This is a genomic window from Serratia sp. OLAL2 (assembly GCF_002752475.1).
Taxonomy (GTDB): domain Bacteria; phylum Pseudomonadota; class Gammaproteobacteria; order Enterobacterales; family Enterobacteriaceae; genus Serratia; species Serratia bockelmannii.
Map to the genome: position 1 here is coordinate 105948 of NZ_MSTL01000002.1, position 14108 is coordinate 120055.

The window sequence follows — 14108 nt, forward strand, 5'->3', positions numbered from 1 at the left end:
TTCAGCGCGTTTTTTGAGTGGTCAAAAAGCGCTCCCCCTGGTGTTTTTGACTTTTTACATATAAAAATCATTATCTTATAGATATTTTTGCTCTCCATGCTAATGATAAGCACTTCTTTTTTTATCATAACAACAAACAAAAGTTAACATTATGACCGGAATGTGTAGCTTAATTGTTGCTATAAATCACCGTTTTACAATGAGTTATATAGATATTTATTTCGCATGAAATAGTTTTCGTGAATGTTTAACGGTGATTGAGTGATTTCTCTAAACTATCATCCTGCAGTCCGATCCACGGGGAGGAATGGCAGGTCGGAGTTGTCTCTGGCCCGCGTTGGTTTTAACTTGCCTCTCCACCTTTCAAAAACAGGATGTCGCGGTGAGACAGAATCAGTATGGGCAGCCGATAGGTGAGGCCCTTCCTCATTGGCAGCCGGCAGGCATACCCGGGCACACGCCGCTGCAAGGGCGGTTTTGCCGCCTCGAACCGCTTAACCTCGCGCGCTGGGGGGATGCGCTTTATCAGGCTTACCAAACCGCTGAGGACGATCGTGACTGGACCTATCTGTTTTGGGAACGGCCGCAGTCGCACGCAGATTTCCAGCGTTATCTTCAGGCGCAGGTGTCCAGCGCAGACAGAAACACGATGGTGGTGATCGATCAGACGAACGGGCACGCCGTGGGAACCTGCGCTTTTTTACGCATCGATCCTGGCAACGGCGTGGCCGAACTGGGCACCATCAACTGGTCGCCGCTGATGAAGCGCAGTGCGCTGGGCAGCGAGGCGATTTTCTTGATGCTGCGGCATCTTTTCGACGATCTTGGCTACCGGCGCTGCGAATGGAAATGCGATAGCCTCAATCTGCCTTCACGCCAGGCCGCCGAGCGCTTGGGTTTCCGCTATGAAGGCACGTTCCGCCAGGCCGTCGTTGTTAAAGGACGCTCGCGCGACACCGACTGGCTGTCGATCGTTGATGGAGAATGGCCGGCACGATACGCGGCGTTTGCCGCCTGGCTGTCGCCGGATAACATCAGCGAAGACGGGCGGCAAGAACGTCGTTTGCAGGCCTTCCAACTCGGGTAATCGCCGCGCGCGTTAGGCCGTTTCCGCCAGGCAATGGCGCAGCGAGTCCAACGTCAAGCGGATGTCCTGTTCCTCTGTCATCCAGTTGACCAGCGCGGCGCGGATCCCCGGCTGGCCGTTGTAACGCGTAGGGGTGCAACGCACCACGCCATGCCGGCTAAGGCGTTCGAGAAAGCGATCGCGCGCCGCTTCGCTCTCACCCTGTGGATGACTGAGGGCGAAGCACACCACGTTCAAATTCACCGGCGCCAGCAGATGGAAACCGTCATCGGCCGCTAACGCCGCCCCCAGCGCCTGCGCCAGTTCGACGTTGCGCTCGACGATATCTCGTATACCGCTGCGACCATAGGCTTTCAGCGTCAGCCAAAGCGGCAAGGCGCGGAAGCGGCGCGAATTTTCTGGCGTCAGATGCAGATAGTTGTCTGGCCGCAGCGTCGGTGCTTCCAGGTAAGCCGAATGGTTCTGAAATACCTGCATTTGCAGATCCAAATGGCGGGTAAATTGGATCGCGCTGTCATAAGGCACATTCAGCCATTTATGCGCATCGACGGTGATGGAATCGGCATGCTGCCAGCCCTCGAGCTTTGAGGCGTATAGCGGTGAGCAGGCCGCCACGCCGCCGAATGCCGCATCGACATGCAGCCAAAATGGATAACGCTCCCGCAGCGCCAGCAGCTGCGGCAGATCGTCGAAAGCGACAGTGTTGACCGTACCGGCGCTGGCCAGTACCAACGTTGGCTGGCCAGCGCCGGCGGCGAGCTGCCGCGCCAGCGCTTCCATATCCATGGCTTCAGACTCCGGCAGGCTGGCGACGATCGTCAACGCCTCGCGGCCGATGCCGAGCATGCTGAGCGCCTTCACGCTGCTGGAATGCGGATTGGCCGCCAATACCCGGATGGGGCCCAGCGCCGCCAGGCCTTGTTGGGCGATATCCACGCCTTGCTGTTGTCCCAGCCACTGCCGGCCAATGGCCAACCCGGTGAAATTGGCCATGGTCGCGCCGCTGACCAGGCTGCCGCTGAACGTTTCCGGCAGACCCAGCAGGGATTTCAACTGCGTCACGGCCGCCAGCTCGATCGTGGCTGCAATGGTATCATGGCTGAGCAGGCTATTTTGGTCTGTCACGCTAACCAGCCAGTCCGCTGCGACCGCCGCCGGGGTGCCGCCGCCGGTGACGAAGCCGAAATAACGCGGGCCGGCGCTGGCGGAAATGCCGGCCTGATAACGTTGCCAAAAGCGCTCCAGCGCTGCCAGGGCGCCTTCGCCGTTTTCCTCCAGCCGATCGTCGCCCGGTTGCAGCTGCTGATGCTCGAGCGGTGGGCAGACCGAGCGTTGCTGCAGCCCGGCCAGGAAATCCTCCGCCAACTGGCGGGTGTGGTCGAGGATCTGCGGAAACTGCGCGAGGTCCTGTTGTAAACGTGGGTGCATGGTGGCTCCGAAAGCGTCAGGGATGATGGGGTAAACATAGAGCATTTGCCTGCCGGTCAAAATCGATGAAAAATAACCTTTTTGGATAGCCTGGTTAACCAATGATGAATGAACGCATTCCCTTGCATGTCTTGCCGACCTTTGCGATCGCCGCCAGGTTGGAAAATTTGCGCGCTGCGGCGCAACAGGTGCATTTGACGCACGGCGCGGTCAGCCAGCAAATTCAGTTGCTGGAGCAGGCGGTCGGCTATCCGCTGTTTGAACGGCGCGGGCGCGGTGTACGCCTGAATGCCGCCGGGCGAGAGTTGTTGGCGGCGGTAGAGCCGGCGTTGCAGGCACTGCAGCAGGGCGTCGCCCGCGCCCGGCGTGCGGCGACAAGCCAGACGCTGCGTATCAGCGTGTTGCCGTCTTTTGCCCATTATTGGCTGTTGCCGCGTCTGCCTGCTTTTCATGAGGCCTGCGCCGATATTGCGCTGGATATTGATGCGTCGCTGGCGCTGCAGGATCTGTCGCAGCGAGGGTTCGATGCGGCGATCCGTATCGGCAGTGGTCAATGGACGGGGCTGCAGGCGCAGCGCATCGCGTCGGGTGACGTGCTGCCGGTCGCTTCGCCGGATATAGCGCGAGAATGGAGGGCGGCGTTCGAGAACGGTGGCGATATTCCGTTGCTCGAGCACGACGTCAGTCCCTGGCGCGACTGGTTCAACGCGCAGGGGCGGCCGTTATGCGGGCGACAACAGGCGTTATTCAACGATGCCGGATTGCTGATTCGCGCGGCGGAGCAAGGGTTTGGCATCGCGTTGGCGAAAAAGCTGCTGGTGCAGGATGCGCTTGACGCGGGGAGACTGGTGGCGTTGGCCGCGCCCCGTCGTCTGAGCGATGACGACGTTTACCTGGTGTGGCCGCAGACCGCCGGGTTGACGCCGGCGGTTACCCGCTTGCTGCAGTGGCTTCAGCGACAGTTGGCGGCGATTTAGCGGCGTAGCCATTCCGGTTGCGAGGTGCCGAGCGTAGTCGCCGGCAGCGCCCATTGCAGCGCCGTACCCTGCAGGCTTAACGGGGCGCGCAGGCGTTGCGCGGCCCCCCAGTAAGTCAGTTCTGTTTCCGGGTTCTCGTCGGCGGGGCCGGCCGGTGCCAGCGGTTCCGGTCGATAATCTGCCGAACAGGGGTGCGCCAGCAGCAGTTGCGCCGTGCGCGCCAGCGACAGCCGCGCGTGGTAGCCGGTACCGCGGCTCAGGCGCTGTGTCATACCGGTCAGCACCGCTGCCGCCATCAAATAGCCGGTGGCGTGATCCAGAGCCTGTACCGGCAGCGGCACCGGCAAACTGGCGCTGCGCCAAACCATACCCGCCTCCGCCAACCCGCAGCTCATCTGTACTAGGCTGTCGAAACCGCGCCGGGTCCGCCACGGCCCGCTCCAGCCGTAGGCATTCAGGCAGACGTCGATCAGGCCCGGCGCCAGCGCGCGTCTTTCCTCCGCGCCATAGCCCAATTTCTCCAACGCACCGGCACGGTAGCCGTGCACGAGCACGTCGGTGTTTTTCAGCAGATGTTCAAACGTATGGCGATCGCGCGCATTGGTCAGGTTGAGGCGTGCGCTGCGCTTGCCCAGCATCACCTCGTGCTCGACGCCGGGTTCATCCCAGCCGTAGGGATCGATGCGCAGCACGTCGGCGCCCAAACCGGCAAGAAAACGGGTGGCGATCGGCCCGGCGAGAATGCGCGTCAGATCCAGCACCCGCACGCCGTGCAGCGGCCGGGCGACGGGTAGCGCCCAGCCCGGCGGTGGCGCTTCCGGCTGCAGCGAGGCGTGGATAAGCGGTTCGAGCGCTACGCTTTTGCCTTGAATATGTTGTCGCCACGCGGCCGCCGAGCGCATTTGGGCCGCGCAGCCGCCGGCCTCGATCACGGCTTCCTCCAGCTCGCTTTTTTTCCAGTCCAGCACACGTTCCGCCAGCGTGCCTTTATCCGATGCCGAACCCAGCACCTGTTCCACCGCTCGCCGATGGTGCGGCGCATTGGTATGCAGACGTATCCAGCCATCCGCCGTCGCGTAGTCGCCGGCCAGTGCGTCCCAGGCCGCAGGCAGCGTCCATCCCAGCGGCCGCAGCGTCCAGCCAAACCAGAGCGAGGCCAGGCGTTGATCGATCCAGACCTGCGGCGCGTCGGCGGCCTCGCAGCGAAGCAACTCGGCGCAGGCCAAACCGGCGGCGCTCCAGGCGGCGGTCGCCAATTCTGTGACGGGAAAAGCCGAAGGCAATGCGCCGACGCCGCTAATGGTTAACCGGTCGGTAGGGGCGGGGCGCTGTCCCAGGCTTCGCCAAATCTCGTCGAGCAGAGTGTGGATCAGAGGCGTCATCGGCCACTCCTTACGGGTTGTCGGAAATATAGCCTAGCGTAGCCCACCGCCGGCGACCTTGCTAAGGCGTAACGTCGAATGTGCGGCCGTCGGCCAGTTTGGCGCGCAGGCTGTGGGCCGCGATGACAGTGAAAGGCTGCGCGTAAAGTTGGCGGCCAGCGTCGAACCGTCGCTGAAGGTCGTCTGCTGCACCCAGCCGTCCCGATCGAGCCAGCGGAAGTCCAACAACGCTTTGTCCCATAGAGCCTGATGCAGCGGCCGGAAGGCGGCGTCGGCGCCCAATGTTGGCACCTTCTATTTGTGACATCGAAATATAATCGCCGTATTCCAGTTTATTTTTCGTTTAATAAATTAGCCTTTACTTCATTATCCGACGTCACTATACTCAGCAAAAATTTCGGTGGAGAAACCCAATTGGACAGTTGTAGTTGTAATAAAACAAATAAGGCAAGCTGACCAATTCTCTTCTGATTTGTTGCTTGCCGTTATCGGCGGGCAGCACCCCTCTCCAGTTATTTCTGAGCTGTGCATACCCGAGTAATAAACGTTTCCTGATGCCTGACGGTTTCAGGTGAATCGAGTTGGACGTTATTATGGTATTTTGCAGCCACAGCCTTTTCCCTCCAGGCACGACACGCTGATTCGCTGATTTATTTTCAGCGCGCTTTCGCGTGTGCTAAACAGCACATGATTTTATCTCCTGCGGTTAATTAAGGGGACAGTCATGGCTATGACTCCTTTCGTTTTAAATTTATTGCTGGCGATGTGCCTGGGCGCGGTCATTGGCGCCGAGCGCCAGTGGCGCCAACGCATGGCCGGCCTGCGCACCAATGCGCTGGTGGCGACCGGTGCGGCGGTCTTTATTCTCAGCTCCATGTCCACCGATCCGGCCAGCGCCGGCCGGGTGGCTGCGCAGATCGTATCCGGTATCGGTTTCCTCGGCGCCGGCGTTATCATGCGTGAAGGGCTGAACATTCGCGGCCTTAACACCGCCGCTACGCTGTGGTGTTCGGCGGGGATCGGCGTCCTGTGCGGCCTGGGCCAGCATTGGGATGCGGTGGTTGCTACGCTGGTGATCCTGTGCGCCAATATCCTGCTGCGCGAAGCCGCGCAGCGTATCAATCTGCAGCCGCATCAGCAGGCAACCGATCTGGAACTGTGCTATCGCATTCAGGTGACCTGCGGCGAGCAGGACGAAATTCTGGTGCGCACCCTGATTCTGCAGGCGCTGAACGGCGTGGCCTTGCGGCTGCAATCCTTGCGCAGCGCCGATATCTCCAGCCCGGGGCAATTGGAAGTGTGCGCGGAAATTACCGCCACGCCGGCCGCGCAAAAAGAAATTGAGGGTATTGTCTGCCGCGTCAGCCTGGAGAAAAGCGTGAGTGCCGTTCGCTGGCGCGTCGCGTCCGAATTACCGGTCTGATTAATTATATAAATATTTATTAACTTGATTATATGCTCAGGTTATTCGGGCTCGCCTGAATAACGCGGAGCATTAAGGAGGCATTATGGACGATGACCCCGGAAGGAAAATGATTCCAGCGTGGCTGACAGGGTAATTCCGCCATTTAGTCACGCTAATAAAAAATTCCAAGCTGCGCAGAGTCACCTGTTTATCGGGCGGGGCTTCGCTGTGCGCAGAACGAAAATAAGAGAATAGCGTTATGACTCAGATTAATGAAAGAACGCGTCGCCGTGATAAAGACGCGGTGACCTACGCCATTGCGCAAGAGGCGACCAACAGCATCGCTCAAACGCTGGCGAACCTGAAGTGCAACCGCAACGGCTTGACCCAGGACGACGCCGATGAGCGGCTGGAACAGTTCGGCGCCAATCAGGTCGCCCATGACAAGGCGCCGCATGCCCTGATCCAGCTGATCAAGGCCTTCAACAACCCGTTTATCTTCGTGCTGATGGTGCTGGCTGCGATCAGTTTCTTTACCGATTATTGGCTGCCGCGCCAGAGCGGTGAAGAAACTGAACTCACCGGCGTCATTATCATCCTGACCATGGTCACGCTGAGCGGGCTGCTGCGTTTTTGGCAGGAATACCGCACCAACAAAGCGGCGGAAGCGTTGAAGTCGATGGTGCGCACCACCGCCACGGTGCTGCGCCGCAGCAGCTACAGCGCGCATCCGCTGACGCTGGAAGTGCCGATCCGCGAACTGGTGCCGGGGGATATCATCCAGCTCTCCGCCGGTGATATGGTGCCGGCCGACGTACGCCTTATCGCCTCGCGCGATCTGTTCATCAGCCAGGCGATTTTGACCGGCGAAGCGATCCCGATCGAGAAATACGATGCCATGGGCAACGTGGCGCAGAAGTCGAGCGAAGGGGAAGTGTCCAGCGAGAACGCGCTGCTTGAGCTCTCCAACATCTGCCTGATGGGCACCAATGTCGCCAGCGGCACCGCTACGGCGGTGGTGGTGGCGACCGGCGGGCGCACCTACTTCGGCTCGTTGGCCAAGTCAATCGTTGGTTCGCGGGCGCAAACCGCGTTCGATCGCGGGGTGAACAGCGTCAGCTGGCTGTTGATTCGCTTCATGCTGGTGATGGTGCCGGTGGTGTTGCTGATCAACGGTTTCACCAAAGGTGACTGGAGCGAGGCGGCGCTGTTCGCGCTGGCGGTGGCGGTCGGCCTGACGCCGGAAATGCTGCCGATGATCGTCAGCTCCAATCTGGCGAAAGGGGCGATCGCCATGTCGCGTCGCAAGGTGGTGGTGAAGCGTCTGAACGCCATTCAGAACTTCGGTGCTATGGACGTGCTCTGCACCGACAAGACCGGCACGCTGACCCAGGACCGCATCATTCTCGAGCACCACATCGACGTCACTGGCGCCAGGGATAACGAAGTGTTGCACCTGGCCTGGCTGAACAGCTTCCATCAGAGCGGCATGAAGAACCTGATGGATCAGGCGGTGATCCGTTTCGGGCGCGGCAAACCGGGGATTGAAGCCCTGGGGCGTTTCAGCAAGGTGGATGAGCTGCCGTTCGATTTCGTGCGCCGCCGTCTGTCGATCGTGGTGGCGGATGAGAATGGCAAGCAGCAGCTGATCTGTAAGGGCGCGGTGGAGGAGATGCTGGAGATCGCCACCCACGTGCGTGAAGGCGACAAGATGCTGGAGCTGGACGACGCGCGCCGTGCGGCGTTGCAGGCGCTGGCCCGCGAGTACAACGAAGACGGTTTCCGCGTGCTGGTGCTGGCGACGCGTGAGTTGGATGCGCAGCGCCCGGCCGAACCGCTAAGCGTGGCCGACGAGCGCGACATGGTGGTGCAAGGGCTGCTGACCTTCCTCGACCCGCCGAAGGAGAGCGCGCAGCAGGCGATCGCCGCGCTGCAGGAAAACGGTGTGACGGTGAAGGTGCTGACCGGCGACAACCCGGTGATCACCTGTAAGATTTGCCGCGATGTAGGCCTGGAGCCGGGCGAACCACTCTCCGGGCTGCAGATTGAACAGATGGATGACGAAGAGCTGGCGCGCGAAGTTGAACAGCGCACGGTCTTCACCAAGCTGACGCCGCTGCAGAAATCGCGGGTGCTGAAAATGTTGCAGAGCAACGGCCATACCGTCGGCTTCCTCGGCGACGGCATCAACGATGCGCCGGCGCTGCGCGATGCTGACGTCGGCATTTCGGTCGACACCGGCACCGACATCGCCAAGGAATCGGCGGATATCATCCTGTTGGAAAAGAACCTGATGGTGCTGGAAGAGGGGGTGATCAAAGGGCGCGAGACCTTCGGCAATATCATCAAGTATCTGAACATGACCGCCAGTTCCAACTTCGGCAACGTGTTCTCGGTACTGGTGGCGAGCGCCTTCATCCCGTTCCTGCCGATGCTGGCGATCCACCTGTTGATTCAAAACCTGATGTACGACATTTCCCAGCTGTCGCTGCCGTGGGACAAGATGGACAAAGAGTTCCTGCGCAAACCGCGCAAGTGGGACTCCAAAAACATCGGGCGCTTTATGCTGTGGATTGGGCCGACCTCGTCGATCTTCGATATTACGACGTATGCGCTGATGTGGTACGTGTTTGCCGCCAACAGCGTGGAACACCAGGCGCTGTTCCAGTCCGGCTGGTTCATTGAGGGGCTGTTGTCGCAAACGCTGGTGGTGCATATGCTGCGCACCCAGAAGATCCCGTTCATTCAGAGCACCGCGGCGCTGCCGGTGTTGCTGACCACCGGGTTGGTGATGGCGCTCGGCATCTACATTCCGTTCTCGCCGCTCGGCGCCCTGGTTGGCCTGCAGCCGCTACCGTGGGAATACTTCCCGTGGTTGGCCGCTACGCTGGTCAGCTACTGCGTGGTCGCGCAGTTGATGAAGCGTTTCTACATCCGCCGCTTCGGCGAGTGGCTGTAAGCCGCCTCGGCGTTCACTTCGGGGGCGAAATTCTTCGCCCCTGCACTACTACAGCAGTTTGTTGACCAGCAGGCCGAGCATGATGGTCAGCGTGAAGGAAAACAGCGTGCCGAGCAGCACATACTCGGTGCGCATCTTATCGTCGCTCTGGCGCAGATCGCCGAAACGGAAGATAGATTTGGCCGCCAGCAAAAAACCGATCGCCGGAATTTGCCCCAGCAGCACGAAGGTCAGGATCAGCGTTCTCTCCAGATAGCCAATCTGTTTGCCCGCGCGCAGCAGCGAATCGTTGTCGGCCTTGGCCGAAGGCGGCATTTGCGGCGTCCAGTGCGCCAGTAGTTGCCCGATCAGCAGGCTCATCGGCAGATAAATCAGGCTGTAGGCCACCAGCACCAGGCCAATTTGCCAACGCCCCAACTGCTGCCCCAGCGCGGCGAGCAGTTCACCGGCATTCGGCGTCAGCCCCAGCCACAGCAAGGTGATCACCGCCAGATGCAACCCCTGATCGAGCAGGAAACTGCGGGCCGGGCTCAGGCGGGTCATGACGGTGACTTTCAGCAAATCGATCAGGTAGTGGCTGACGGCGATGACCAGCAGGCTGACCAGCACCTGAAGTGAAGAAAGCCCGCCGTGCAGCAGGCCGAACCCGGCCACCACCCAGGCGGCCAGCACCCCGTGCAGCAACGCGTGCAATACCAGAAAACGCGAACGCGCGCGATGTTGGATTTTGTCTTCCACCCAACTCAGCGGCTGCAGCGGAAAATCCGCCAGCAGATGGACGAGCAACAGCCAGGCCAGCAAAGGCGCATAGGTCAGATCCATAGTCAGACGATCCTGTTAATGGCGTGAATAAACCGCATGATTTCCTCGTAGGCCGCGCGTTTCAGTGCGGCGGAGACCGTGGAGGCGGCTTTTTGCAGCTGGTCCGCCACGGCGGCGCCGCTGTCGGCGAACATTCTCATCTGGACGATGCGCGCTTCGGTCTGCGACAGGCGGCCAATCACATGATCTAACATCGGCAGCAGATCGCTGACAATGGCGTTTGTCCGATCGTTGTCGGTTTTCAGAGCCAGGCGGCAATTTTTCGCCATGGCGTCCAGCGCGCTGCCGGAGTTGATAAAGGCACTGCCGTAACCCGCGGCGTCGGGCCGTTGGCTGCCCAGCCCGACGGCGACGCGCGCATCCCAGTGCGCGGCGCCCATCGCTCGCAGCGCGAGGCGAATATATACCGCCAGCAGCAGCCCGTCCTCCGGGGCGGCCTGCGCCTGGAAGGCGTCGCCGCGAAAGATTTCCACCTGATGAAGCTGCCCGTCGCGCTGCAGCCGATCGAGCAGGCTGTGCAGCTCGTTGAGGTAGTTGACGGTATCTGATCGGCGAGAATCGACCAGATCGCCGCTGATTACGCTGATTGGCGTCGACATAGCGTGTTCCGTTGCTTACCGAGGGATGACTATAAATTCGCACCTGGATACGAATATGTCAATAATTCGTCTTTGGATACGAATTTGTAGGGAATTCGCCTGTGAGAACGAAATGCGGTGGCGTGAGGAAAGGGGACGAACGGCCGGGAATGCGCGGGCCTGTCAGGCTCGCCACCGGCGGCGTAGAGGGAAAATGGCCGGCAACCGGCCGTTCAGAAACTTTTAACCAGCACTTCACGCGGCATTTCGCTGCCGTGCTTCAGCAGGTGCTCAAACGATCGTTCGCTGCTTTTCAGCTGTTGCAAAAACTCCTGCGGCGACAGATCGTGTTTTTTGCCGCTCATGTAAGCCAGCGCCAGTTCTTTTGCCTGATAGCGGGAGAAGTTGTACATGGTGTCCTCGATACGGTGAATGTCAGTGCTCACGATTGTAGCGAAAGAGCACATAATGAACAGTGGCTTTGGCGTATGGAATCGATAGCCGAAACTTAACTTGCCGGTTGCAACAGCTCATCGCACAGGCGTTTGATCACCTGAGCCTGCGGCAGGCCGTTGTGCAACATCTGGCGGATATGCTCCGAATCGCTGATGCCCTGGCGGACATGGCGCTCGACGGCCTGTAACACGGCCCGATCCTCCCGCCGCTCGGCGAAATCGCTCAGCGCCTCGAGGGTGTGCAGGATGTGGGCGGTCAGGCTGCTGCGGCGCAGCGTCGTGGGATCGACGTATTCGGCGGCGAAACCGCTGCGATAGGCGTTGATCTTGTTGTAGTGGGTGAAGGCATCGTATTCCGGCGCGATCGGCGTCCGGCGTTGCAACAGAAAATCGGCCAGCAGACGGCAGTAACCGACCAGCAGCACGGCGTGCGCGAGGCGAAGCGGCGTATCGCAGATGCGGATCTCCACCGTGCCCAGCTCCGGTTTCGGCCGTGCATCCCAGTAAATATCCTTGACGCTTTCAATCACGCCGGCGGCGTTCAAGCGTTCGTAGTAAGCGTTGAATTCGCGCCAGCTGTAGATGTGTTCCAGGCACCCGTAGTTGGGGAAAGAATTCTGGGCGCTGAAGCGGGAACTGGCAAAGCGCGTGTCGACCCCCTGATACAGCGGCGACGAGGCGCTGAGCGCGATCAGCTGCGGAAAATAGGGCGTCAGCGCATGGCACAGGTACATCGCCTCGTCCCCGTCGTTGACGCCGAGGTGAATGTGTTGGCCGAATACGCAGGCCAGCTTGGAGAGATAGCCAAAACGGCTGGCCAGCTGCCTGTAGCGCGCGCTGTCGCTGATGACCTGCTTGCGCCAGTCGTTGCTCAGGTGCCGACCACCGCCGCAGACGTCACAGCCCAGGCGCTGCGCGCTGCGCCGGACGGTATGGGTCAGGGCGCGCAGCTCGGCGTGCAGCTCATCGAGATCGCGGTGCACCGAGCTGTTCAGCTCCACCATCGATTGGGTGAGCTCATGCTTGACGCGCCGGCGGTCGCCGACCGCGCTGACCACCCGGTCGGCCCGATCCGCCAGATCGTAGTGCTCGGCATCGACCAGCTGTAACTCTATTTCGGTGCCGATGGAGAGCCTTTCCGAACGTTTGAATGTGAGCGGCATGGTACCTCCTTCCTGCAAGAACGGCATAAAGATAAGTATATGTCTCGGTGAGGAGGGCAACGTTTTGCATTTTATATTTGTTTTTTCGAATATGAAGATGGTATCTTCACGAGCGATTTGTGGAGAAGATAAAGGTTAACGGGAGTGCGACATGACGCCATTGACGCCGCTGAAGCTGTTTAAAAACCTGTCTGACGAGACGCGTCTGACGCTGGTGCTGTTGCTGCGCCACGCCGGCGAGCTGTGCGTTTGCGAGTTGTCGGGCGCACTGGCGCTGCCGCAACCCAAAATCTCAAGGCATCTGGCGATGCTGCGCGAAAGCGGGCTGTTGCTCGATCGGCGCGATGGTAAATGGATACATTATCGCCTGTCGCCACATATGCCGGCTTGGGCCGCGGCGATTATTGAGCAGGCTTATCAGTGTCGGCCAGAACAGATGACGAAGTTAGCGCAACGTGTGGCGAAAGGTTGTCCGTAAGGGTAAAAAAATTTACGTAAATACATATGAAAAATCGAATATGTAAACTTAAAAGGGCGAAAGAGCAGCGATGATAGTGGCAGGGGCGATCTTTATTCTGACGTTGATCTTGGTCATCTGGCAACCGAAAGGGCTGGGCATCGGTTGGAGTGCGTCGTTCGGGGCGGGATTGGCATTATTGAGCGGCGTGGTGCACGTCGGCGATATTCCCGTGGTGTGGCAGATAGTCTGGAATGCGACCGCGACCTTTATCGCCGTCATCATCATTAGCCTGTTGCTGGATGAAAGCGGCTTCTTCACCTGGACCGCCTTGCATGTCGCACGTTGGGGCAACGGCAAAGGTCGATGGCTGTTTACCTATATGCTTCTACTGGGGGCCGTAGTGGCGGCGCTGTTCGCGAACGATGGCGCCGCGTTGATTCTGACGCCGATCGTGATCGCCATGCTGTCGGCGCTCGGTTTTCGTCCTGCTGCCGTGCTGGCTTTCGTCATGGCGGCGGGCTTTATCGCCGATACTGCCAGCCTGCCGCTGGTGGTGTCCAACCTGGTAAATATCGTTTCAGCGGATTTCTTCCGGCTGGGCTTTACGGAGTATGCGGCGGTGATGGTGCCGGTCAACCTTGCCGCCGTCGCGGCGACGCTGGTGATGTTGCATCTGTTCTTCCGCAAGGATATTCCGCAGCGCTACGCATTGACGCGTTTACCTGTGCCACGGGAAGCGATTCGCGATCGCGCGACGTTTCGGACCGGCTGGGCGGTATTGGCACTGTTGCTGATTGGCTTCTTCGCCCTGGAACCGCTCGGTGTGCCGGTAAGTTTGGTCGCTGCCTGCGGCGCGCTGGTTCTGTTGGCGGTGGCGAAACGCGGGCTAGCGATCGATACCGGTAAGGTGTTGCGCGGAGCGCCCTGGCAGATCGTCATTTTCTCACTGGGCATGTATCTGGTGATCTACGGGCTACGCAACGCAGGCTTGACCGATTGGCTTTCCGGTGTGCTGGACGCATTGGCGCGGCAGGGGCTGTGGGCAGCGACGTTTGGCACCGGCTTCCTGAGCGCATTTCTCTCTTCCATCATGAATAACATGCCGACGGTATTGGTGGGGGCGTTGTCTATCGACGGCAGCAGTGCGGAAGGCGTCATCAAACAGGCGATGATTTACGCTAACGTTATCGGCAGCGATCTCGGCCCCAAAATTACCCCGATTGGCAGCCTGGCGACGTTACTGTGGCTGCATGTGTTGGCAAAAAAGAACATCGTCATTACCTGGGGCTATTATTTCCGCGTGGGACTGGTGATGACGCTGCCGATCCTGTTCGTCACCCTGGCCGCGCTGGCGCTGCGGCTGTCCGTTTTGTCCTAACCGGAGAAACCGTC

The 14108-nt window shown here is 59.8% G+C and carries 13 protein-coding genes; 6 read left to right on the forward strand and 7 right to left on the reverse strand.

Going from position 1 to position 14108, the window contains the following annotated elements:
- The first annotated feature begins 382 nt into the window (after nucleotides 1-382).
- A complete protein-coding gene (locus tag BVU99_RS02635; protein WP_025303350.1) occupies nucleotides 383-1087 on the forward strand; it encodes a GNAT family protein in 705 nt (234 codons plus the stop codon).
- Between the two features lie 12 nt (nucleotides 1088-1099).
- On the opposite strand, the gene BVU99_RS02640 is transcribed toward BVU99_RS02635, so the two are convergent.
- The gene (locus tag BVU99_RS02640) at nucleotides 1100-2515 is read right to left on the reverse strand and encodes a pyridoxal-dependent decarboxylase (RefSeq protein WP_049296076.1); all 1416 of its coding nucleotides are present in this window, start codon (nucleotides 2513-2515) and stop codon (nucleotides 1100-1102) included.
- 101 nt (nucleotides 2516-2616) lie between these two features.
- Between BVU99_RS02640 and BVU99_RS02645 the strand changes: the two genes are divergently transcribed.
- The gene (locus tag BVU99_RS02645) at nucleotides 2617-3492 is read left to right on the forward strand and encodes a LysR substrate-binding domain-containing protein (protein ID WP_049203960.1); all 876 of its coding nucleotides are present in this window, start codon (nucleotides 2617-2619) and stop codon (nucleotides 3490-3492) included.
- On the opposite strand, the gene BVU99_RS02650 is transcribed toward BVU99_RS02645, so the two are convergent.
- Together BVU99_RS02650 and BVU99_RS02655 are read right to left on the reverse strand one after the other, a co-directional pair.
- On the reverse strand, nucleotides 3489-4874 hold the full coding sequence (locus tag BVU99_RS02650; protein ID WP_025303347.1) for a CoA transferase: 1386 nt from the start codon (nucleotides 4872-4874) through the stop codon (nucleotides 3489-3491). The two genes, BVU99_RS02645 and BVU99_RS02650, sit on opposite strands and share 4 nt — an antisense overlap.
- Before the next feature lie 33 nt (nucleotides 4875-4907).
- Complete coding sequence (locus BVU99_RS02655) at nucleotides 4908-5165, reverse strand: glycoside hydrolase (RefSeq protein WP_235614446.1); 258 nt, start codon at nucleotides 5163-5165, stop codon at nucleotides 4908-4910.
- A 433-nt stretch (nucleotides 5166-5598) separates the two neighbouring features.
- On the opposite strand from BVU99_RS02655, the gene BVU99_RS02660 reads away from it, so the two are divergent.
- Together BVU99_RS02660 and mgtA are read left to right on the forward strand one after the other, a co-directional pair.
- The gene (locus BVU99_RS02660) at nucleotides 5599-6297 is read left to right on the forward strand and encodes an MgtC family protein (protein WP_025303346.1); all 699 of its coding nucleotides are present in this window, start codon (nucleotides 5599-5601) and stop codon (nucleotides 6295-6297) included.
- 241 nt (nucleotides 6298-6538) lie between these two features.
- The gene (gene mgtA, locus BVU99_RS02665) at nucleotides 6539-9238 is read left to right on the forward strand and encodes a magnesium-translocating P-type ATPase (protein ID WP_025303345.1); all 2700 of its coding nucleotides are present in this window, start codon (nucleotides 6539-6541) and stop codon (nucleotides 9236-9238) included.
- 48 nt (nucleotides 9239-9286) lie between these two features.
- Here mgtA and BVU99_RS02670 read toward each other — a convergent pair whose 3' ends face one another.
- The 4 genes from BVU99_RS02670 to BVU99_RS02685 form a co-directional block, all read right to left on the reverse strand.
- Nucleotides 9287-10060 carry a DUF3307 domain-containing protein gene (locus BVU99_RS02670; RefSeq protein WP_025303344.1) on the reverse strand — a complete coding sequence of 258 codons (774 nt, stop codon included), beginning with the start codon at nucleotides 10058-10060 and terminating at the stop codon, nucleotides 9287-9289.
- 2 nt (nucleotides 10061-10062) lie between these two features.
- Nucleotides 10063-10659 carry a hypothetical protein gene (locus BVU99_RS02675; protein WP_025303343.1) on the reverse strand — a complete coding sequence of 199 codons (597 nt, stop codon included), beginning with the start codon at nucleotides 10657-10659 and terminating at the stop codon, nucleotides 10063-10065.
- 212 nt (nucleotides 10660-10871) lie between these two features.
- On the reverse strand, nucleotides 10872-11051 hold the full coding sequence (locus tag BVU99_RS02680) for a hypothetical protein (RefSeq protein ID WP_019453520.1): 180 nt from the start codon (nucleotides 11049-11051) through the stop codon (nucleotides 10872-10874).
- Nucleotides 11052-11146: 95 nt separating this feature from the next.
- On the reverse strand, nucleotides 11147-12256 hold the full coding sequence (locus BVU99_RS02685; protein WP_025303342.1) for a YbdK family carboxylate-amine ligase: 1110 nt from the start codon (nucleotides 12254-12256) through the stop codon (nucleotides 11147-11149).
- A gap of 151 nt (nucleotides 12257-12407) precedes the next feature.
- On the opposite strand from BVU99_RS02685, the gene BVU99_RS02690 reads away from it, so the two are divergent.
- Both BVU99_RS02690 and BVU99_RS02695 read left to right on the forward strand, forming a co-directional pair.
- Nucleotides 12408-12734 carry a metalloregulator ArsR/SmtB family transcription factor gene (locus BVU99_RS02690; RefSeq protein WP_099817122.1) on the forward strand — a complete coding sequence of 109 codons (327 nt, stop codon included), beginning with the start codon at nucleotides 12408-12410 and terminating at the stop codon, nucleotides 12732-12734.
- A 70-nt stretch (nucleotides 12735-12804) separates the two neighbouring features.
- Entirely contained in the window at nucleotides 12805-14094 is a 1290-nt protein-coding gene (locus tag BVU99_RS02695) for an arsenic transporter (protein WP_025303340.1), read from the forward strand.
- The last annotated feature ends 14 nt before the right edge of the window (nucleotides 14095-14108 follow it).